The organism is Parapedobacter composti (genome assembly GCF_900112315.1).
GTDB classification, from domain to species: domain Bacteria; phylum Bacteroidota; class Bacteroidia; order Sphingobacteriales; family Sphingobacteriaceae; genus Parapedobacter; species Parapedobacter composti.
Genome location: NZ_FOLL01000019.1, coordinates 26,409 through 48,668, shown reverse-complemented (window position 1 = coordinate 48,668; position 22,260 = coordinate 26,409). Strand labels below are relative to the sequence as shown.

The window sequence follows — 22,260 nt, the reverse complement described above, 5'->3', positions numbered from 1 at the left end:
TTTCAAAAAATCCGAGCCGTCCATAACTGCGTTTCTGATCCTCATCGGGTCAATCGCAGCACATCATCCACAATATGCAATACGCCGTTACCAGCCAAAATATCTTGCCGCGTTACGTGGACATCCGTCACATTTCCGGGTGCAGCCAATCGGATACCGCTGAACCCGCCGGGCTCATTAGCGTTGGCAATCAGTTTTACCGTTGCCGTGAATGTGTTGATCATCCGTTGGCTGCCGGTATGCGTATCGCCGATGAATAAGATGTAGTCGTTTATAAAACGGCGGTCAACGGCTATATGGAATTCGCACAATTCCCTTAACGTGCCCTGATTTGCTTCTTTTACCTGCTGGATAGAAGTATAGCCATAACGCCGCATGGCATGATTTGACGGCGCAAACAGGGTATAAGGCCCTTCACCACGCAAAGTTTCCATCAGACCGCTGCGGCGTAGCGCTTCGGCAAAAAGCGTGGTGGTATCGGCCGTAACGGCATCAGCCAATGTTTCATGAAAATAAGGCTCCAGTACCCGGTTGATGATTTGTATCCGTCCGTTTGAAGCCGGGATGTCCTCCAATAGCACCCGTGCCCCATTGATAGCCAATACGGTATCCTGACCTTTAATCCAACGGCTCACAAAGACCTTACCGCCTCGCGAATTAACTTCCTGGTTGATGAGGTACGGAAACTTACTCAATTCATAGTTACCGTTAAGCACATGATAGTTTACGGTGCTTCCAATCCAGGCAGAAGAGCGGGCCTTAAGCGCAGTAGTACCATTTATACCTGCACGGGCAAATGCGTCATCTGAAGGGACCAATACCGTAAATGGACCTTCTTGCTCCTGCAGGTATTCGTCCATGCCTGTGCGATCCAGCGCCGCCCTGAAGATCGATAAATTGTAGTTGTCGTTCACAATAGCGCTGATGCGATTGTAATCGATATCACGGTAGACATCCTGCTTATCGCACGATTGCAGTCCGAAAAGTCCAGAAGACAAGAGTCCGAAGACCAAAGTCCGAAATCGTAAATTTAAAATCCGTTGTCTCATTTTAATGAAGTTTCATTCCCGGCGGTATCAACAGACGGTCCAACACGTGGAGGACCCCCGTATAGGTTTCAATATCCTTTTCAATCAGTGTGGCCGGTTCATATTCAGAACCGCGTACCCGTACCCGTACCGCTTCATTCCCATCGCGGATAAAATCCAGCGGCGGCACACTGTAACGCAATTCATATCTGGAGTCGATACTACGCATATGCAAATCTATCAGGTTATCCACCCATTCATTCCGCAGTTCGTTGGAGTAATAAAGCATCGGCGCACGCGGCGCGAGCGCCGCATTATGATACGCGTTCCTATTGTTATCGAAAATCCGGTTCGGCGTTGCACGGCTGTTAGCCCCCATGAAGTGGTAGTTCAGGATACTGTCTGTGGGCAGGCAACGGTCGATTCCATTATAGGACTCCGAAAGGGGGACCCGGTGATTGAAGGCAATAAGATCGTCCAGCGAGTGAAATCCCGCCCGCTGGAAAGCTTCGTCCGTAGGAATCAGTACGGTCAGCAGAAAGATCTGCTTCACGGATAAAAAGTTCTGTCTGGAAGCGTGATTATTATATTGATAATGCACATCCGCCAGATAATTAAGCATAGCCGGAACGTATGCCGTGGTCGTGAGCCAGCGCACTGAAGCTGAGGAGGAACTGATCCCGACTACATACTGATTATTTTCGTAAGGGGTATTGATTACATTGGAAAGCGGACCATTGGCCAACCGATTATAGAGGCTATCATTATACCGTCGGATACCCAGGAACAGCTTAAACCGCCCGTCCTCCACCAGTATCTGCCGGGTGCTCTTCCGGGGTTTTTGCAGCACGCGGTTGATGGGAAACACGGTTCCTCCCCTCAATACAGCGCCCGCTGCTGCATCCCCAACAGGTTTATTATTGATATGCACTTTCCCGTCTATTATGCTCATTTTGTAGCGGAATTTCATTGGCCAATCATTGTTGGCGTTTGTTTGATTGACCAATCTGATATAATCGGATTCCAGACGCATGGTTTCCAGCTCGACACTGCCGGTATAAGTGGATTGTGCGTTGAAAGACTCCGGCATCACTTGTACAGGCGTGATGTGATATTGTACAATACTGTCCAATTGCTGCTGGCTGGCCCTGCTAATCCAAGCGGCATCCAAGCCGGCAGCCACCATAGCGTTATTACTGGGAAGGAATAGCGTAAAACGATAATCTTCCGCAAAGGATTTCAATTGCGCTATGATGTTGCTGCGACGCCATGCCCGCCAGAAAAGCGCATGTTCCGTGTCATCAGCCATGTATTCCTCCACCGTAAGCGTGCTGTCCTCAAAAGGTACAACTTCCCCGACCGGAGGTGGCATAAACTCGGTTCTGTTGCAGGCGGAATTACACAGAATCAAAATATTCAAAAAGCTAAAAATCAGTATTTTATAATTCAATTTCCTTTCCATAGCTGTATCTGATTAGTCGTTGAATACCTGCCCCGGAAGCAAAGCCACCCCGTCAAGACGATGGATAATACCATTGCGCACCAGGTGAGATTGATCGCGGTCAAACGCGTTATTCGGCGTGCTATAGGTGTCATCGTCCCAGCCATATCCGGATGACGGGAACGTCCTGTTGACAAAAAAAGTCGAGTAGTTATTCAAGATTCCATTTGAAAAATTTTCATCACCGATAATGGGGGTATAAATGCGTAGATCAACCGTTCTGGTGCTTGTAACCCGCATGGCAAACAGATACAGTCGCAAGTCGGACATAAAGAAACGCACGGGGAAAATATATGCCCCGAACAGCCGCTTACCGTATACCGAGGTATCCAGTGCGGACACTGTTTCAACCGTCATTCCCTCTTGTTCAAACAGACTATCCACCGGAGCCACGATGGTCCACTGCTTATCATCTGCCAACAATTCCCAATAGCCGAAGTGTTTCAGTCCGGCCACCAATACCTGATAATCCTCATGGTTTTCCAGCCAATCCCTCACCGGGACATTATCATACCGCAGCACGTTGCCGATCTCATGCAATATACCGTTGGCCACGTGAATATTATGACGGCCATAATGTTCGTTGGAGTTCACCCGATTACTCCATTGCCCGATCATTATCCCATTGATGTAGGGCCTAAACATACGGGTAAGGCGGTTGCCGGTATCGAACCGTGCCAGCCAGACATCTGCACCGGATTCAGTGGTATACCGGTTATTCGCACTGTTTTCCGGGATATCTTCTATCTCAAGGGCGCGTCCGCGGAGCACATGGTACAGCACCAACTGTCGAAGACTGTCCACACCGAACGCCTCGAAATCCTCAGGTCTGTTTATACCCAGGCGATTAAACGCCTCGTTGGTGGGTGCCCATACCGTGAACGGGCCGGGGCCATTGAGTTCCTCCGTTAATCCAGCTTTTTCAATGGCCGCATGAAACAGGCTATAGGCATAGTTGTTTTGCATAAATTCAGCAAAAGGCCGCAACTTGTCGTTTGGATTATCCAGCCGGATATCGCGCTTATCACATGATGCTGCGCTCAATATCACACATATACTTAAAATATATCTTGTCATAACGCTTCTGTGGCTTTATTCATCAATAAACCGGTGGCTCATACACGCGCTGCACCGTGGTAAGGTATACGGAGTTGTTGACGATCTCAATACTGTTGACCGTCGCAAATGAGCGGGGGTTATGCTCACCCGAATGCGTGGTCACTATCAGATTGGGTACCGCCACATAATTTTGCCGCCGAGGTGCGGGTGGTTCTTCCCTTCCGTTTCCGTAACATAGAAGACGGGCGTAACCTCCGGCACCTGGACCTTCTGGCCCATCATTGGGTATCATGAAGGATTCTGGGGTGGCATCAAAACCGGGGCGGGAGAAAAAAAACTCTTGGAATAAGAATGAACGGATGGAATCCTGAGCATTAAAAAACAAAGGTAACGACCAGTAAGGCGCCGTTGCCGGATTTTCCGTATCACGCTTTAAATGGGTCATAAATGATGCCAACGGTTTGATGGTTCCGTCATAATGCTGCCGCAAAAACCGCTCGTCATAGGCCACATAAAACACATTCATTTCTTCGCGTATCCCCTCTTGAAACCAGTCGTATTCCAAATTTAAGCCTCCCAGCAAGTGATTCCCGCTGTTCGGTTTAACGGTATGCGGAGCTTCAAAAAAACCTTTCGCGCTCATGTTATAGAAATTAACATAAACCAGCGAGTCTGCTAACGCCAGCTTATGAAAGTTTTCCTGCCGCAGAAGGATGCCGTTTTCCTTTGTATTGAAATCTTTTTGCAGCACATGGAGGGTATAAACCTCTCCGGCCCGTAAATCCAGTACCGTATCTACAATCGGTTCGGTCCGATAGCGCATTTCCAGATTAAAGAACGGTACTTCGCTGCGCGGCCGGGAATAAAAGGCTACACGGTGTTGCCCTGAAGGGACCTGTGCCCAGGAGCTTAAATCAAAACCGTTGAGTATAGGGCCGGCGTTAACCCGCTCTTTGCCCGGATATTCGGGGTTGTAGACATCCAGGCTGTTGCCAATATGTGAAGGGTACGGCGGTGCATAACTATTGCGCGTCACTAAAAAATCGCCTATAATTTCCGCGCCGGCGGGAATGCCATTACTGTCATATTCAGGATTGATCAGCATAACAAGCGTGCTATGGGTCTGATCCTGATTATCAACCGTTACTTTAAAACGCAGGTTGTTGAACACCCGGAGGTAAGCGGGTTCGTTGATGACCACTGGTTCAATTTTGGCGCAGGATGAAACGATCAGCGCCCCGGAAATCAACAACACAAAGCTGAGCTGAAGTCCCTTGCCTATCCTCTGTTGTCCGTTATTTAACATCTGCTGTCTCATGTTACCTATTATGTTTAATGATCACCATTCTTGCTTTGTGTTCCGGCGGCACATTATCACCCACGCGTCCGATAAGAGCAACGGTATAGTAGCCGGGCTCGTGCGTGGGTAGGTTGCCCCCAAAACGGGCATACAGTTCGTTCCGGGCGATAAAATCATGGCTTTGCAGCACCGGGATATCATCAGCCCATACGCCAGGAACTTTACCGGGCGCAGATCGGTAAGCCAATATCTCATACGGTTCTTGCCGCTCATCTCCGCTGATATATGGGTCTTCCAACGAAGCGATGCCCGGACGTAGGTTAGCCACCACCTGTGGTTGGCCCATCGATTCACCGTCATTGCGGGTGAACGTCACGTATGGGATATCCGGGCACAAATTGATGAAGCGCTTGCGAAAAGGCATCAACTCTCCGTTGCCGCTTAAATCATTAGCGATGACGACAATCTGTGGTTTGCCTGTTTCATCAGGATAAGCGTATACACTGTAATGCTGGTTCGGTTGGACGAGGTGGGTAATGGCAGCCAGCATATCACCGCTCCCGTCAGTCAACGCAATCTGCGTTTCGCCCACGGACAGGGTACTATAGGCCGAAGCCTGGCCATATGGCGTGTCTTCCGTACTTCCTCCCGAGCCAAAGCGCAGTTTGAGCTGACTACCCGGCAGGGCGTTTACTAATTGTGCCCGTCCATACTTCAAATTAGCTGTAGGCACATTGTCCTGTACCACGCGAAAGGCGTTTTCAAAAAAATTAAAAGCCTCGAAGAAACCAATTCTGTACCACATGAATTTTGACGGATACACATGAATGGTATATACACCGCCGGGCTGGTAACTGTGTATGGGCGCATATACCAGATGATGCAGTTTTGCCGGTGCGGTATATACGTCTCTGGAGACCAGCGAGAGCGTCGCGGGGTCAGTAATCATATGTTCCGTCCGTCCGTCCGTACCAGGCAATTGAAATCCGGTTTGGCTGACTACGCGGAACTGATAGGTACCATATGGCAGCTCCACATAGTCCGTGACCCGCCTGCTGGCATCAATGCCTGTGGTACGGGGGTCGACCGGGGTACCATCAGCATAGGTAAGGGTCAACGGCTCATAGAAGTTTGGGGTTGTCTCAACATCAGAAGCAAGGTTGACCACGCGAATCTTGAAATGATCCGGTTGGGAGGATGGCGTTTCATCTCGGTCAACCGCGAAATACACGCCCTCGACCGGATGGGGCCCAATGTAATAATCAACCGGCCTATTATCCGTGTGCTGGATGGTGAGACCTAATATGTTGCCAGCTGGATTATTCTCTACATTCGGGTACCCCATGATGTGCTGGAAAAACAGATCCAATCGGCCATTATCGCGGAACAGTCGCTGAGGGATACGCCACTCCCTGCCCAAATAACCATGAAAAGGGAAATACTCGGTACCCATAGAGGCGCTGTACCAGGGACCTCCAAACGGAACTGAAGGGGATGTGGCCGAAAAAAAACCCGCAAAACTCGTGAGGCTGTCGCCATTGGCAATTACATTGAAATACTCTGCCGCATTGATGATGCGCACGGGAGAAAGCTCGCCATTGTCGAACGGGTTGGGGTGGTCGATGATATTATCCAGTTTTTCCTTGGCGCAGGAGCCTACGAAGACCAATGCCAGAAGTCCGAAGTAAACGAAAAATGAGAAGGTCTGGCGTCTAATGTCTATTGTCTGATATCTCATCACTAAAAAAAGTTGTATGACAGCCCTAACATAATTTCGCAGCCGCGGTGATAACTGCGGTTGACATATTCATTGCCGTACCACGTGCCGCCCGTACCATAGCTGGAATAGACCGTCTTGATAGCCGGATCGAGAATGTTCTTGGCAAAACCTTTCAACAGCAGTTGCCTCGTGATACGCTGCGTAAATACAAAATCAAGCATGGGTACGGGCCTGCTGTACAAGTCCGGCTCACCGGTGAGGTTGATCTGTACAAGGCGTTCTCCCACGATGTTGAACGTCGTGGTAAGGTCAGTACCCCACCGTTTATTCGTATAATTCAACCAACCATTGAATGCATAGGGTGGTTGTTCAAACAAGGGGCTGTTTTCCGGAGTATTCCTATCCAGCGATCTATTGGCTTGGTAACGATCCCATGATTTCTTGATCTGGCTTTGGGCGAGCATGAGATTGGACCCCAGAAAAAAACCGTTCAACGGTGCCCATACCGTACCCAAATCTTTTACCAATTCTAATTCAATTCCCCATACATATCCCGTATTCGGATCATTCTGGTACTGGATGGTGGGATATTCCTGCGACCGAGCATCCAATCCCTCGGTGCGCAGGTCGAATACCCGCACCAGTTGATTGTGAATCTCCTTACCGAATGCAGAAAGCGCCAGCACTTCACCCGGGTTGGGAAACCATTCCCAACGGAAATCCAGGTTTTTCGTATGCTGGTTCACCAGATTCGGGTTACCGACCACCAATCCCATCTGGAAAGCATCAAACTCAAAGACATTTGTGATTTCGCGCAGTTCCGGCCGGGCCAGCGTGGTGTTAAACGCTCCCCGCAGATTCATCAATTCGCCAAGCATGTACGTCGCATTGACGGAATAGTAGGGTTTGTATTTGGCGGTATATACTGAGTTCGGTTCGATGAATATCAGCGGCACCCGTGCACCGTCTTCGTTGGGCACGGTGAGCGCGGGGTCGAGAAAAATGCCGGCTGTATCCACCGCGGAGCGGATATCCGTACGTTCAAAGCGCACACCGCCCGCTACGCGGAAGTTATCGGCGAGGCGCAAATCCAGCATCCCGTAGTAAGCATTGGTTTCATAGAACCCCGTATAGTTATTGGGGGATTTCTGGCTGTTGTATAGAAAACCGCCGATAGGGGCAGCCCCTTCACGTTGGGTAGACGTGGGGGCGAGTACGCCAACGACCTCAGGGCCTACAAGACGGTCAAGGTCGCCGAACACTCGGTAAAGCGGCCGATTACTCCCCTCGGAATAGTTTGAACCGGGCAGCATCAACAGGTTTTCGGTAAAGCTCCGGTCGCGATACAGGTAGTTAAAGCCTATCTTAAGCTCCTGCTTGGTGCTGAGGAACGGGAAAGGGAAGCTTAAATCGGCCTTGTAATTATAATTAGTTTCCTCCAGGAAACGCCAGCGCCGGCCGTTCGGCTCGGCTTGCAGACGGCCATACACACCATATCCGTTCACATAGCCAGATGTTAGCACATACAACCGGTCTGTCGTGTAGTTTGGCGAACCCGATGGGTATAACGGGTGCGGATTACCAAACGGGTTACTAATATTTACTGGACTTTCCGGCAAATACGTCGCCAGCGATACGAACCGGTAATCGGGATCGTTTTGGCTGGAGGAAGAAGTCGCAGCATTATAGCTCAAACGCGGGGCATATTCTCCTTTGCCGAACTGGTGTTCGCCCTGCATGTTGAAGGTATTCAACGTGCGGTAGCTCTGCTTGAGCGAATAAATGTCGCTATTTACTTCGCCGGGGAGCCCCGTGTACTGATACCCGCCGAACATATTGGTTGCCCGGTTTTCGCCGCCCCAGCTACCCAGGTACTGAAATCCGATCTCGTGTCGTGGATTGAAACGGTAGGTCAGCCCCCCAAGTACGCCGTAGTTAAGGGTTTCCATCCCAGAATTCTCCTGGTACGTTTGGTAGCGTCCCATATACAACCGATTGGGCGTTATGTAGTTGGGAATATTGCGCCAGCTGAAGATATGGTCATTGCCCGTCACCACTCCTTGGTAGATACTGTACTGCGTGAGTTCGCCTTGGTAAATATCTGTCATGCGCTTATAATAGTTGCCGCCGAAGATGATGCCGATTTTATGCTTCCTGAACACATCGTATTGGTTGCCGAAGGTGAGTGAATAAAGTTGATTGGGCTGTGCATTTTTGTAACCGGTGGTCATTACCGGATCAAATCGCCGCATGATACCGTTGATGCGCTCGGTTTCTGCCCATGCTTCCGGACTGTACTGCGCATTGGCAATCATGTGCTGGATGGAACCGAGTCCGTTAGGGTACTGGCCGGCAAGCGCCAAGAAATCCGGCCGGAGGTTCTTATCGTTGATACGGTTGCCCCAAAATCCCATATCGCTGTTGTAAAAGCTGTTGATTCTTCCACCAAAGCCGATGGTGGTGTTGGTACCAGTCTCCACGATGAATTCCAGGGTCATGGAATCAGGAATAGACTTGGTTTTGAGCTCCACGATACCTGCGGCCGCATCGGCGGGCTTATCCGGGGTAACGGTCTTATAGACCACAATGTTATCCAGCAGGGCCGCAGGCACCAAATCCAGTGGAATGGTGGTCCTATCCGGATCGGAAGAAGCCAGCCGGACACCGTTAAGCTGCCCAATCACACTGCGCTCCCCCAATCCGCGGACGGCCACGTATTTCTCGTCGGTCACGGTAACGCCCGTCACCCGCTGCAGGGCCTGAGTGGTGGTAATGCTGGCCGTGCGGTCTATCTGCTGGGCAGAGATGCCATCCTGGATGATGGCGGCTTTGCGTCGCTCTTCCAGCAAAGCTATTTCTGTGTTTACCCGCTTGCTGGCGGCTACGGTGACTTCGTCAAGCTCAATATGCGACGAGGCAAGCTCCACATGGACAAACCCGTCGGCCGCCGATACGCGCACTTCCTTGACCCGGTATCCCAGCGAAGAGAACACCAAGGTAGCTGTTTCGGCCGGAATAGGGATGCTGAAGTTGCCCGAGGCGTTGGAAATGGCTGTATTGGATAACATCCCTTTCACCTGCACAGAAACACCCATCGCGGGTTTCTTGGTGTCAGCATCAACAACCTTCCCTTGAATTATCCGCTGCTGGTGGCGGTTGATGATAGCTACGAATCCGTCCAGCTCTTGGTAAATGAATGGTGTATTGGCCAATACTTCTGCGATTGCCTGCCGGATGGTAATATCCGTGGCTTTCAGGTTGACCTGCCTGCGACTGCCGGCAAACAGGTCGTCACGGATAATAAAACGGACATTTCCTACCTGCTCAATAGCCAGCAAACTTTCCTTGATGTCTGCGTTTTCAAGGTTCAAACGGATCTTACGGTCGAGATCCTGGCTGCGTCCCTCATGGGCAGCGAGCAAGCCAACGATGGTCATTTCAATTATCAGCGCAATTACCGAGCATTTCATCAGAAAACCAAAGTATTCTTTCGGAATATTCCGTGCACGAGGACTTGTTTGTAATCCTTTTTGCATATTTTTGAACAATCGTAAACGGGTCCGGGGATATCCCCCGGGTTCAGTTATCGGTTTACAATCCGGCAAGACGTCGAAAATCAACCGGATTGTCTATAATCACATGGCGATCCCGGACATGGTTCGGGATTGCTGTTTTATGCACTTCCTATATGGGTATCTGTGGTATGCTGATTGCTTTTCTTTTCATCGTATATATGGTTTACTTAATTATTATCTGATTTCCCTGGATTTCATAGGAAAATCCAATGTATATGCTCAAACTGTTCAATAGTTCGTCAAAAGGGGCGTGGCTATCCAGGGTAAGCGTGATAGGGATATGCTTCAGCTGTTTCTTTTCAAGCACAAACTTCAGGTTATAATTGCGGCCGATTTCTTCCAGCATATCCCCAAAGGGTGTACCGCTGAATACCATTTTGCCAGCTTTCCACTGCATTAGGTTTGCTACCGGGATTTCCGAGGTTTCCGCCGAGCGGAGGGCGTCTTGATAGATCACCTGCTGGCCGGCAGTTAGCACTCCAAGTTGCTGCACCCGTTTCCCGTTGGCATACCGGTCTACACGCACTTTGCCGGTGGCAACAGCCACTTCAACTTCGCCATCATCAAATGCCTTTACCATGAAAGAAGTGCCCAACACTTCTGTACGGATTTCTCCGGTATGGATGATAAAGGGCTTCTTCGTATCGCGGACCACCTCAAAAAAGGCTTCCCCTTCCAACTCCACTTCCCTCCGGCTTCCGTTAAATGCCCTTGGAAACCGTATTTTACTGCCTGCGCCGAGGTATACCCGGGTACCATCGCCAAGGTCGAATAACGAGCGCCGACCATAAGGATTCGCTTTTTCAATCTGCGGTATCCCAGCCAGCGGCTGGTCTTGCGGCGCCCATAACAACAGGTAAACACCAGCTCCTATCAACGCAAGTAGCGCCCATATCGCAGCATAACGGAAGAACGCCTTACGGCCAAACCGCTTTACCGACTCCCGCATGGATGGAACTTCTTCATTGCCGGTTAACCGGCTCCATAATTCGTGGCGCCACGATTCATGGGATCCGCCGGATATTCTGTGCTCGTCCGAGGCGTCCCAGGTATCGCGTAATAGCTCCTCCAAATGCCTGCGCCCGGCCTGTTGTTGAAGGTATTGGTTAACCAGTTCCTTCTCTTCAGGCGTGCACAATCCGGCGATGAATCGTTTCAATAATCCGTTGTCTATCCGTCGTTCCATTGACTGGTTCTGCCCGCGTTCTTGTGAATATTCTGTTAATTCAATGCTTCATAAAGGTAAACACGGTATTAAGGAATCACTACTATCCCTTTCTGAAAAAAAATAATCTCATGCCTGTTATAACCGGATACGAACTGGTTATCATGAGATTACGGAACAAACCTTCGGAAATTATCTATTATGGCGACTGCAAAACATGGGATTGTCGGAGCGTTTAACGGAATCCAACAGGGTGTATTGCGGCGGCGTCCCCTCAGGGAAATCGGACGCTGCCTAAAACGAGTAGCCGAAAGAAAGGTAAGGAAGGTAAGGAATAAAATTTTCCTTATAGAAAATAGGTGAAAGCCCAGCCCTGAAGTTGAACCCGCCGTCAATCGGCTGTTTACGATATCCAAAGGTTAACGAACCCATTATTTGGCTGTTGGCTTGTCTGTCTCTCCTCCACTCGTCGTTAGCATCCCAATAGAGTTGCGTGTAGGAATTATTTACATACGAAGCCCCGGCGCCCATCTCAAAATAATTACCGTTTTTTCCCAACAAATAATTAAGCTGGACAGGCACGGTAAGAAACCGCTCTCCTTCTACCGCGAAGTAGCCTATACCTGCCCTCGCTCCCCAGGAGTTTCTCGTTTGCTGAAACCTGAAATCGTAATTTGCTGAAATAAAACCGGGACCGCCCAGCTCTACGTAAAATGATTGAGCCCGATCGCCAGCCTCGTAAGTGTCGGGTTTCCGTTCTTGTGCAACGCCAATACACGACAATAACGCCAATAATAGCATTGGCGCTGCGCTTTTGATAATAATATACCTCATAGTATGACAACGGTTTTGTGTCCCCAAATAAACGTAAAAAAACCTAACCAACCAATTTTGAGCTGCGAAGCGGGAAGATATGCTGAAAAGCTGGCATAGCGAGATGATACGCTATACCAGCTCAACAAGGTTACAGTTTAAATGTAAGCCCTGCATTGAGGACGGACACCCCGAACCCGAGTTCGGTGTATAGACCGATGTTATTGCTGAAAAACCAGCGGCCGCCCAAGTAAGCGGAGAATCCCAGGCCGCTGCCGTACGTGTTGGGGCCGTCGTAGCCGTCAGCTTTATAACTCGCGATATTATAAGCCAGCATCAGACCGCCGTAGACATCAAGATTAGGTGCATTTTCAAACCCGTTGTAATGATAGGCGCTCCGGGCGCCAACCACGGTATAGTTCCACCGTTGGGTATAGCCCGAACCACGGTACCGGTATCCGGTATTGCCGATGTATCCGCCCAGACTGATAACGCCCGGTCCGCCGACCTCCCAATTGCCGTATTCATACGACACACTGACGGCCGGCCTTGCGTTGCCCAAGCCGCCCAGGTTGGTTCCGAAACCGACACCGGCGTTGACCGCGCTAGTACCTTTTTGAAACGATTGGGCATACGCCCCCGTTGCCATCAGGGCAACGCTAAGCATTAAAATTGTTTTCTTCATTTTTGGGTTATTTATTTATCTCTAATTAGCAGCATACAGAATATTCGGTCCCTGTTCGTAAAAACGATCGCCCACATAGGAGTTATACAGTCCCCGCCAATCGCCGGCCGCTGGAACCGTGGCATTGCCATCGCCATTGGTATCGCCCCCATGGGCGTCATCTTTGATCGAGGTGAATATGGACGTGGAATGGAACTGTACATTCCGGGCATCATGCCGGGATATGCCGGAGCTTGTACCTATGAACTTGACCACGACACCCGGTCCAACGATGATAATTTTTTCGTTATAGGTCTGTATCCATTCACTAACCACGTATGGCACTTCGGTATGAAGCCAGGATGCCGTACCGTTTGCGGCACTTCCGTCTGTTACATAAATACCATTGAGCGTATTGGTTTCAGACGGATTGTCGGGATTGTGAAATACATTGCTGGGATCCAGCGTATACCGGATGCTCATATAAAGAGGTTTACCATTGTCATAAAAAGCGTTATTGGTAAATTTAGATACCGTTGGGTCGACCATCAGGCCGCCCGCATAAAACGCCGTGGAATTATGAAATGACGCAGCGATGTTGGAGAAGGTATGGGCAAACCGGCAGTGATCAAAGGTGAAGGAAGCCGCCGTCCCTCCTATCTTCACGGCGTTATAGTACCCACCGGAGTTCTGCCCCGCATAGAAGAAATCGCAAAACAGAAAGCTGTTGTTGGTGCCTCCGGTAATATTGATTCCCCGCCAGTCCCCTTTTTCCGCTTTGGTGGCCGCACCATCGCCGTTGGAATCGCCACAGTAGCGGTCGTCCGCGAACGATGTGAACACGATGCGCTGATTGGCGGTTCCCTCTGCAATGATGTTGCCGTCGATGACATCCAGCCGGGCGTCTTTAAGCTTGACGGTAACACCAGGCTCAATCGTCAAAGGCGCCCGCACGGAGATATTCCGTCCCACGATGACGTATACATGACCCCTGCTCCAGACGGTGGGCTCGGTGATGTTGCTTTCTACCATCACCACATCGCAATGCTGCAATGCGGTGTCATCTTCATCAGGTTGAATGTCGTTTTTCTTACAAGACACCAGTGATAAGACCAGGGCCAGGAATGCAGCCATTAACGTTTTCAGCTCCCGGATAGCATCGCTATTGCCGGCTTTTTTAATGTGCGTTGTTTTCATAGCTTGAGTTATTTAAAAATCCATTATACTTGAGCCATCAAACCATCAGTTTGGTCCGACAGGCCAAAGGTAGCGCGGCAGCAAACTGCAAACACCCCCCTAAAGGGGGTTTTTATCACCGCGACCGGAAAGTACTTTTGTCTATGGAAAAATTAACCGCTATGAATAGAATGCTTAACCGAGCCATTGACCGGCGGGCATGGATACTCGTACCCTTCTTTTGTTTCACCTTTTTGCCACTGGCAGCAGGCCAGCCAGCGGACTCCCTGGAACGGGAAATAAAGAAAGGTAAGCTGACCGATGCGGAAAAGATAACGATATACGATGATCTGAGCTGGGCCAACATGGACAGCGACATGCGGAAATCGGTCGATTTCAGCGCGCAAGGGCTGGCGCTCGCCAAACGAACCGGAGACGACCGGATGGTAGCCGTCTTTCACCGCAATATGGGCGTGGCGTATTACATGGGGTCGGTTTATGATTCGGCGGCCATCCATCTGGATAAGGCGATTCCCATCATACAGCGGATTGGCGACGATAGGCTGGAAGCCGTGGTCCATTCGGCCTACGGCAACCTATACAAAGTACAGGGCCTGTACAACGAAGCGCTGGACAACTATTTGAAGGCCGCAGCTTACTTTGAGCAGCAAGATAGCCCAAGGGAGCTGGGCAAGTTGTATTCCAACATTGGCGGCGTTTACCAGGTCATGATCAATTATGACCACGCCATGCGTTACTTTGAGAAAGCGCAAAAACTGGCCGAGCAGACCGGTGATCAGGAAGGGCTGGCCAGCGTATACACCTCGCTGAGCGATATCCATTTGTATAAGGGAACGGATAAGCTGCAGTCGTTGCATTATGCACAAGAGGCGGTAAGGCTATACCAGGAAACGGGCAATAAGTTCAGTGAAAACATGGCCTTGCAGACCGTGGCCAAAGTACATTATTACCATGATGATTTCTCAGCGGCCATGCCCATCGCTGAAGCGGCTTTACGGCAGGCGGAGGACCTTGGGTTTCCCAGCCTCATCGCCCATGCATTGATTATCGTATCCAATATCCACTACCATCAGGAGCAATATGCGCAATCTGCAACGACAGCCCGGCAAGTGCTGGAGCATGACTCAACCAACATCAACGTTCTGAGGAACGTGTACGCCAACCTGACGCGGGCTCACGCTTACCTCGGGCAGCCCGATTTCACGGCAAACTACCTGGATCGCTACCGCGAAGTGATGGATCGGTATGCCACCGAAACCTACCAGCAGGCGCTGTCGGCGATGGAAGTGAAATACGAAACAGAAAAGAAAGAACTGAAAATCGAGACGCTTGAAAAACAACGTCGGCTCTATACATGGCTGGGCGTGGCTGGCAGCATCATCTTCGTCTTAGCCTTGGCGTTTGCGGCCCTCCGGTACCGACTCGCCGTTAGCCGGCAGAAGCTGGCCGAACAGGAAACCATGCGCTTGCAGCAGGAAAAACAGCTGATTGCGGTGCAGGCGGCATTGGACGGCGAAGCGGCCGAACGCAGCCGGCTGGCAAGGGATTTGCACGACGGGCTGGGCAGCATGTTGTCTGTCGTCAAATTCACCCTGCCGCAAATGAAAAGTGGCGGGGTGCTGGAAGCAGTCGAAGTATCGCGCTTCCAAAAGGCGCTGGGCATGCTGGACGATTCCATCCGGGAGCTGCGCCGCATTGCCCATCATATGATGCCGGAATCGCTGGTACGCTACGGGCTGAAAGCGTCGTTATCAGACTTCTGTGAGGCCATTCCAACCGTCGACTTCCACTATTTCGGGAATGAAGCGCGGTTGCCGGAAAAGCTGGAAATCCTGGTCTACCGCTGCATTCATGAGCTGGTCAATAATGCGCTCAAGCACGCGCGGGCTACCCGCATTAATGTACAGCTGGTGCAAGAACCAAACCGGATATCGTTTACCGTGCAGGATGATGGCGTCGGCTTCGATCCCGGCACCGTAACCGAAGGCACGGGGCTGCAGAACATCCGGCAACGAGTGACCGCTTTTCAAGGGACAATGAACATTTATTCTTCGAAACAAGGTACTGAAATCCACGTGGAGCTGGAACTCACAACAAACGAACAAGATGATAAAAGTAGCGATAGTTGACGACCATAAGATATTGACCGAGGGGCTCCAGGGACTGATTGCTGAGTCGGGCATAGCCACCGTTGCCGGCGTGGCGCACAGCGCGGCGGCATGCCGCCTTTCCATCGGTTTCTGGAAACCGGATGTCGTGCTGCTGGACGTGGGCTTGCCGGATGGTAGCGGCATCGACCTGTGCAAGGAGCTGAAAACGCAGGTTCCCGGCATGAAGATACTGGCCCTGACCACGCACAACGAATACACCGTTGTACGGCAGATGCTGGACAACGGCGCATCGGGCTATTTGATAAAGAATGCCATGGCCGACGAGGTGCTGGCCGGAATCCAAGCCGTTGCTGCCGGAGAGACCTTCCTCTGCCATGAAATTGATCTGCTGATGAAACGGCCGCAGGAAAAAAACATCTGGTTGAGCCCGCGCGAACGTGAGCTCCTGCGTCTGGTAACCGAAGGGTTGACCAATGCCGAAATTGCTGAGAAAATCTTTTTAAGTCCCGAAACCATCAAAGGTTACCGCAAAAATCTGTTACTGAAACTGGGGGCACGGAATACCGCGGTACTGGTAAAGATGGCTCTTGAACAAAAGTTGATCTAATTTTTATTTTTTTTTTCGTTAGTGTTGCGTAGTCGAATAACTACACATATATTTGTAGCCAAATAGCTACGAAATGAATTTAAGACGGGACGTATTCCAAGCCATTGCCGATCCGACGAGAAGGGCAATATTGCTGCTGGTGGCTTCGCAGTCCATGACCGCCGGAGCCATCGCGTCTAACTTCGATACCGCACGGCCCACCGTTTCCAAACACCTGCAGATACTCACCGAATGCGAATTGCTGGAGAAGGAGCAAAACGGCAGGGAGATTTATTACCACTTGAACCCCAAAAAGATTAAAGAAATTGCGGATTTTATTGAGCCTTTCCGCGAGCTTTGGGACGACAGGTTCAACAAACTGGAGGCCATAATGAAGCAATATAAATGACAAACCCTATGGAACGGAAGACAAAAGTCAATGCCGAAGAAGGCAAACAGGAATTGATTATAACCCGGGAATTTGACCTACCGGTCAGATTACTTTTCAAGGCCTATATAGTACCCGAAATCGTTGAACAATGGATGGGCACAAAGGTATTGGTGCTGGAAAGCAGAGCGCACGGCAGCTGGCGGTTCGAAACGTCGGATCCCCGAGGAAATGTGGTTTTCCGGGCCAATGGGGTTATCCATGAGTTTGTGCCGAACCAGCGAATCACCCGCACATTTGAGATGGAGGGTACGCCCTTCCCGGTGCAATTGGAGTTCCTGGAGTTTGAGGCTTTGACGGACGACACCAGTAAGCTTACGATGCATATCGTATTCAAATCAGCGGAATTCCGGGACCAACTGCTGCAGCTTCCCTTTGCACAGGGCCTGAATATGGCGCATAACCGACTACAGGAAATTGCCAACAAACTAAAATAACGTCATGAAACGAAAAAAAATCAGCTATTGGATTGTTACGGTCTGGTTATCGTTAGGGATGCTATCAACGGGAATCGTACAATTAATCCGGATGGACGAAGAGGTACAGGCCATCACGGAACTGGGTTATCCGGTCTATTTTCTGACTATCCTCGGTATCTGGAAACTACTGGGCGTTATCGCCGTGCTTATCCCGGGGTCCCCATTATTGAAGGAATGGGCTTATGCCGGCTTCTTCTTCGCGATGTCTGGAGCGGTGTATTCGTACCTCGTGTCGGGGCCTTCCACCGCAACGCTTTCCGGCCCCTTGTTGCTGCTGGTGCTGACGGTACTTTCATGGTATTTAAGGCCCGCCGACAGGAAGCTGCTCCCCGGTAAAACATCCGCCGAAAGTGCCAACGTTTTTTGACTAATTTATCCCACAAGCATAACGTATGACTATCATGAATAACAATGAAAGGGAATTATTACCCCAAGAACGGGAAGACTTGCTCAACGTACTGAAAAACCGCTTTGAGAAAAACATGAACCGCCATAAAGGGCTGGAATGGGACGACGTACAGGCAACACTGCATGCTAAGCCCCAAAAACTATGGTCGCTTCACCAGATGGAAGTAACCGGTGGCGAACCGGATGTGATAGGGTATGATAACCAGACAAACCAATACATTTTCTACGATTGTTCGCCCGAAAGCCCCAAGGGCCGCCGGAGTGTCTGTTATGATGAAGATGCACGGGAGTCAAGAAAAGAACACAAACCAAAAAACAGTGCACTCGGCATGGCCGCCGAAATGGGCATCGATATTCTAACGGAAGCCCAATACCGGGAGCTGCAACAATTTGGAAAATTCGACACAAAGACTTCCAGCTGGCTGAAAACGCCGTCCGATATCCGTGAACTGGGTGGTGCCATCTTTGGAGACTGGCGGTTCGGCCACGTTTTCGTTTACCACAACGGAGCGGAGTCTTACTACGGCGCCAGGGGATTCCGGGGGTCTCTGCGGATCTGAACCGGTTGGTTTTTGCTGCCCTTTTCCGTACCTTTGTGTGAAGCAGGAACGCTATCGTGCATAATGCATCCGCTGATGGAAAACAAAAGGGAAATCATTGAACTGAATGACATCAAACTGCTGGTCGATCGTTTCTATGAAAAGGTGCGTGGGGACGAACTGTTGAAGGATATTTTCAACGAAGTTATCCAAGACCGCTGGCCCTTGCACCTGGACAAAATGTATCGCTTCTGGCAGACAGTATTGCTCGATGAGATCACCTACAGCGGTGCGCCTTTCCTGCCCCATGCCAAATTACCGGTCGACAAACAGCACTTTGACCGCTGGCTGCTGTTGTTCAACGAGACGGTTGACGAGCTTTTCATCGGTGAAAAAGCGGCTGATGCCAAGTGGCGTGCCGCCCGCATGGCAGACATGTTCCTGCATAAAATCGAATATTTCAGAAACCGGCCGGCAAAGCCGCTTCTATGAACGCTATATTCCACGTTGCTTTCCCGTTGTCCGCTCGACCAACGTCTATGAACCATCGCCCGTAGCGCCGCTCAATCCGATAAAAAAACACCCGGCATCAATTGGTGATGCACGGGTGAACTCAGGTTGATTATCAGTGTCTTTAAACTTGACTTAGGGCAACTGCGCAGGTTCTGCAAGCCGAAAAGTGCTTCGCTCGGTAAACGTCCGGCCAAACATATCTGTTGCCCGCACTTCAATGCGGTGTTCACCCACGGGCAGGTTGGTGGGGATATTGGCCCGCCACAGGTGGGTGCTGTTCACTGCATTGGACGGACGCCTGCCCGGCATCAATTCATCCGTGGTATCCCAACGGTACAGCAGCCGCATAAATTCCGGATCTGGGGCTTCGGTATAGGTCATCGGCCGCCATTTGTCATCGTCGATGCGGTACTCCACGGTATTGCCTTCATGCCCCATGAAGAAGTTGGCGAAAATCCCCGCCTGGGTGCCGCGTCCCTGTGCTACCACTTTGGGATGGAACAGTTTGATCTGTTTATCCGCAGATTCACCGGCCACTTTATAGTCGATTACATATTGGTTACCGTCTATACGGAGGAAGGCATAGCCCTTAGGTGTACCATCGCGCATGGTAGAGACCGGTACCCCCTGTTCGTTCAGCTCACCCGAATACCAATCGCCGGAAGTGGTACCGGCATTGTATTCATGGTGAGGCTTTGCCTGCCGCCAGCCATCTGCCTCGCCATAGAAATTTTGGCGCTGTAAGTGCGTGTGCGCCGACATTGACAACGTATGGGGGTAGTCTTTCAGCAGGTCAAACAGTCGCTGCCTATCGGCGTTACGGAATGCATTTTCGTTTTCGTGAAGCAAAGGAATGTGGAATGCCAATACAATCAGCTTGTCTTTATCCACATACTTCAAGTTGTTCTCGACAAAATCCAGCTGGTCTTTACGGAAACCTCCCCAATACCCTTTGCCATCACGGGGATCGGGATATAAAATATCATCCAGCACGATAAAGTGCGCGTTGCCATAATTGAACGCATAATTCGCAGGACCGAACGTCGCCTCGAACGATTCATCCGCCAGGGAATCTGCGGGAGCATCGTAATCCATGTCGTGGTTACCCATCAGGTTATACCAGGGAATGCCTACCTCGGCCACTGCCTTTACATACGGGCTGTGCAACACTAAGTGGTCGCCCACCAAATCGCCCAGGCTCAGTCCGAATGCTACGTCCTTTACCCCGGCTAACTCAGCCACCACGCCTTTGGCAAAATAGCCGACTTCCCGCTCATTATATGCTTGCGGGTCGCCAAACACCAATGCGGAGAACGCCGTGGGCTCTTCCTGCTGGATTAGCGCAAAGTCCACCGACTTAGGCAACGGACCAGTTGGGGATACTCCGCCATATTTCAATTGCGGCGAGCCGTTGGGCTTATGGATATAATAAAACTGGGGTTGGTTGAGTTCATTGACCGGCACGGCGTAGCCGGATGGTTTTATGACAAAAATGATATTGTCCTGCCCTACCGGCAGCTCGTAGCGGCCCTTAGCATCCGTTACCGTTACCTGCGTACCATTGCTCACCGATACGCCGGCCACGCCCTGTTCACGGCGGTCGCGCTTGCCGTTGCCGTTGGCATCATGATAAACATAACCAGTAACCGTGGATTGCCCATATACCACACAGCTGACCAGCAGCATCCAAAGAATTGATGTTAATGTCTTCAAGGTGATTTTGTTTAAATTAAACGATTAATGTGACCGCAAAGAAACGTGATAACGTCTAAAAAAATGTTAACTGTTTGCTATTTTATAGTTAAATAACCGTGTTGGGCCAAAATTACACAAGACAATCCACATTAGCTAATTCGGACGCCGCATGCCTCAATGGCACCACAAACCGCTCGAATAACGTTACCGCAGGATTTCCGTGCCGGACGGCATCTGGTGAAAGGGTATAATACTCTCCGATAAGCGACAGCCCTTCATCGCTCTTTTCGAGCGCCACGTTGAGAAAACCATAACGGCTATCGCAATAATTCTCCAAACGCACCTGATGGATGCTTGGCGGAAGATCTTCCACCGTGGTATCGTTAATCGCTGCCACCCTATGCAAATCGGCATAACCGCCCGCACCCGCCACCACATAGGGCACGACCGTGCCGTCTTCATAGGCTTTGGAAAATCGTTGGTAGTTATGCACGTGGCCGCTGAACACAATATCCGGCTTCACACCGGCCGCTTTGAAGGAGCTTTCCAGAAAAGCAATCATGGCTGGGCTTGAACCATGGTTGGTATCGGCCGAATAAGGGGCATGATGTACACAGACGATGATGGCTTGCTGAGACCTACACTCCGCAGCGTAACGCAATTCTTCCACAAACCAATTCCGTTGTTCGGTATCAATGGTGCCGTGCTTGGTCACATTGCCATACAGCCCGATAATCCGGGCAAGCGGTGTTTCCAGCGTCCAGTACACATGGGGTTGCACCATGCTTAACCGCTTGGTATTTCCGCCAAATAAAATCTTACGTTGATAGGTATCGCAAAACACGTCCATGAACGCATCCAGGCTTTGATATGGGCACTCCGCATCGGGATTAATATCGCCGTCGTGATTGCCCGCGATAGCAAAAACAGGTCCGGGATATTCCTCATACGGCCCGAAAAACTGTGCGGGATACGCTTTGGCCTCTCCATGGTTATACACCACATCACCCAAGTGAAAAAGGAACGCCGGCCTGTCTTCAATAGAATCACCAGCCTTTGCCTGCTGGGTGAGTGCTGAAGCAATTAGCGGCTGGAATGCTGAATGCCGCACGCTTCCGGTATCGCCCACCAGTTGAAACCGCATACGTTCTTTTAAAAACCATGTGGCTTCCCCCGCCACGCTGCGTAGATGCAGCCGGTAAGGGTATTGCCCCGTGGGTTTGGGCAGTGGTTTGAACAAGTGCGCATCGTCTATGAAATGCTTCAGGAAAACCGGGATTTTTCGTTGCAGGCTCATCATATGGCAAAGTTAACGCCAGCGTATTAAACCCGTGTTAACAGACGGCTAAACCTAACGTCAATACGTCAGGCCCGTGCAACTTACCGCGGCATTCCCTGGGGCCAGCGTATATCGGACAGAAAAGCTTTGCTCCCTGTATGCCGGTATCCATTATGGTAT

The 22,260-nt window shown here is 50.5% G+C and carries 19 protein-coding genes; 7 read left to right on the top strand and 12 right to left on the bottom strand.

The window, feature by feature from the left end:
* Window positions 1-41: 41 nt before the first annotated feature.
* From BM030_RS16620 to BM030_RS16575, 10 genes are all read right to left on the bottom strand, one after another.
* Complete coding sequence (locus tag BM030_RS16620; RefSeq protein WP_090974734.1) at window positions 42-1,049, bottom strand: fasciclin domain-containing protein; 1,008 nt, start codon at window positions 1,047-1,049, stop codon at window positions 42-44.
* A 1-nt stretch (window position 1,050) separates the two neighbouring features.
* Window positions 1,051-2,400 (bottom strand): fasciclin domain-containing protein, encoded by a 1,350-nt coding sequence (locus tag BM030_RS16615; RefSeq protein ID WP_170845791.1) that lies wholly within the window; start codon window positions 2,398-2,400, stop codon window positions 1,051-1,053.
* Window positions 2,401-2,502: 102 nt separating this feature from the next.
* Window positions 2,503-3,606, bottom strand: a complete 1,104-nt coding sequence (locus BM030_RS16610) for a fasciclin domain-containing protein (protein WP_090974732.1) — start codon at window positions 3,604-3,606, stop codon at window positions 2,503-2,505.
* A gap of 22 nt (window positions 3,607-3,628) precedes the next feature.
* Window positions 3,629-4,906 carry a hypothetical protein gene (locus BM030_RS16605; RefSeq protein ID WP_244519024.1) on the bottom strand — a complete coding sequence of 426 codons (1,278 nt, stop codon included), beginning with the start codon at window positions 4,904-4,906 and terminating at the stop codon, window positions 3,629-3,631.
* 1 nt (window position 4,907) lies between these two features.
* Window positions 4,908-6,626: a DUF4397 domain-containing protein gene (locus BM030_RS16600; protein WP_090974731.1), complete on the bottom strand. Its 1,719-nt coding sequence runs from the start codon at window positions 6,624-6,626 to the stop codon at window positions 4,908-4,910.
* Between the two features lie 2 nt (window positions 6,627-6,628).
* On the bottom strand, window positions 6,629-10,078 hold the full coding sequence (locus BM030_RS16595; RefSeq protein WP_090974758.1) for a TonB-dependent receptor: 3,450 nt from the start codon (window positions 10,076-10,078) through the stop codon (window positions 6,629-6,631).
* Window positions 10,079-10,346: 268 nt separating this feature from the next.
* A complete protein-coding gene (locus BM030_RS16590) occupies window positions 10,347-11,369 on the bottom strand; it encodes a FecR family protein (RefSeq protein WP_090974730.1) in 1,023 nt (340 codons plus the stop codon).
* Window positions 11,370-11,642: 273 nt separating this feature from the next.
* Window positions 11,643-12,182 carry a hypothetical protein gene (locus tag BM030_RS16585; RefSeq protein WP_090974729.1) on the bottom strand — a complete coding sequence of 180 codons (540 nt, stop codon included), beginning with the start codon at window positions 12,180-12,182 and terminating at the stop codon, window positions 11,643-11,645.
* Window positions 12,183-12,312: 130 nt separating this feature from the next.
* Window positions 12,313-12,846 carry a hypothetical protein gene (locus BM030_RS16580; RefSeq protein ID WP_139215930.1) on the bottom strand — a complete coding sequence of 178 codons (534 nt, stop codon included), beginning with the start codon at window positions 12,844-12,846 and terminating at the stop codon, window positions 12,313-12,315.
* A 21-nt stretch (window positions 12,847-12,867) separates the two neighbouring features.
* Window positions 12,868-14,022 (bottom strand): hypothetical protein, encoded by a 1,155-nt coding sequence (locus BM030_RS16575; RefSeq protein WP_090974727.1) that lies wholly within the window; start codon window positions 14,020-14,022, stop codon window positions 12,868-12,870.
* A 161-nt stretch (window positions 14,023-14,183) separates the two neighbouring features.
* Between BM030_RS16575 and BM030_RS16570 the strand changes: the two genes are divergently transcribed.
* The 7 genes from BM030_RS16570 to BM030_RS16540 all read left to right on the top strand — a co-directional run bounded on the left by BM030_RS16570 (window position 14,184) and on the right by BM030_RS16540 (window position 19,085).
* Complete coding sequence (locus BM030_RS16570) at window positions 14,184-16,151, top strand: tetratricopeptide repeat-containing sensor histidine kinase (protein ID WP_170845790.1); 1,968 nt, start codon at window positions 14,184-14,186, stop codon at window positions 16,149-16,151.
* Window positions 16,129-16,740 (top strand): response regulator, encoded by a 612-nt coding sequence (locus BM030_RS16565; RefSeq protein WP_090974725.1) that lies wholly within the window; start codon window positions 16,129-16,131, stop codon window positions 16,738-16,740. Before BM030_RS16570 ends, BM030_RS16565 begins: the two co-directional genes overlap by 23 nt.
* Window positions 16,741-16,813: 73 nt before the next feature.
* Window positions 16,814-17,128 carry an ArsR/SmtB family transcription factor gene (locus BM030_RS16560; RefSeq protein ID WP_090974724.1) on the top strand — a complete coding sequence of 105 codons (315 nt, stop codon included), beginning with the start codon at window positions 16,814-16,816 and terminating at the stop codon, window positions 17,126-17,128.
* 8 nt (window positions 17,129-17,136) lie between these two features.
* A complete protein-coding gene (locus tag BM030_RS16555; protein WP_090974757.1) occupies window positions 17,137-17,604 on the top strand; it encodes an SRPBCC domain-containing protein in 468 nt (155 codons plus the stop codon).
* Between the two features lie 4 nt (window positions 17,605-17,608).
* The gene (locus tag BM030_RS16550; protein ID WP_090974723.1) at window positions 17,609-18,013 is read left to right on the top strand and encodes a DoxX family protein; all 405 of its coding nucleotides are present in this window, start codon (window positions 17,609-17,611) and stop codon (window positions 18,011-18,013) included.
* Between the two features lie 34 nt (window positions 18,014-18,047).
* Window positions 18,048-18,614 carry a DUF4256 domain-containing protein gene (locus BM030_RS16545; RefSeq protein ID WP_211657644.1) on the top strand — a complete coding sequence of 189 codons (567 nt, stop codon included), beginning with the start codon at window positions 18,048-18,050 and terminating at the stop codon, window positions 18,612-18,614.
* A gap of 75 nt (window positions 18,615-18,689) precedes the next feature.
* Complete coding sequence (locus tag BM030_RS16540; protein WP_170845789.1) at window positions 18,690-19,085, top strand: group III truncated hemoglobin; 396 nt, start codon at window positions 18,690-18,692, stop codon at window positions 19,083-19,085.
* A gap of 153 nt (window positions 19,086-19,238) precedes the next feature.
* Here BM030_RS16540 and BM030_RS16535 read toward each other — a convergent pair whose 3' ends face one another.
* Together BM030_RS16535 and BM030_RS16530 are read right to left on the bottom strand one after the other, a co-directional pair.
* Window positions 19,239-20,819, bottom strand: a complete 1,581-nt coding sequence (locus BM030_RS16535) for a calcineurin-like phosphoesterase C-terminal domain-containing protein (RefSeq protein ID WP_244519021.1) — start codon at window positions 20,817-20,819, stop codon at window positions 19,239-19,241.
* 112 nt (window positions 20,820-20,931) lie between these two features.
* Window positions 20,932-22,101, bottom strand: a complete 1,170-nt coding sequence (locus BM030_RS16530) for a metallophosphoesterase family protein (protein WP_244519019.1) — start codon at window positions 22,099-22,101, stop codon at window positions 20,932-20,934.
* Between the last annotated feature and the right edge of the window lie 159 nt (window positions 22,102-22,260).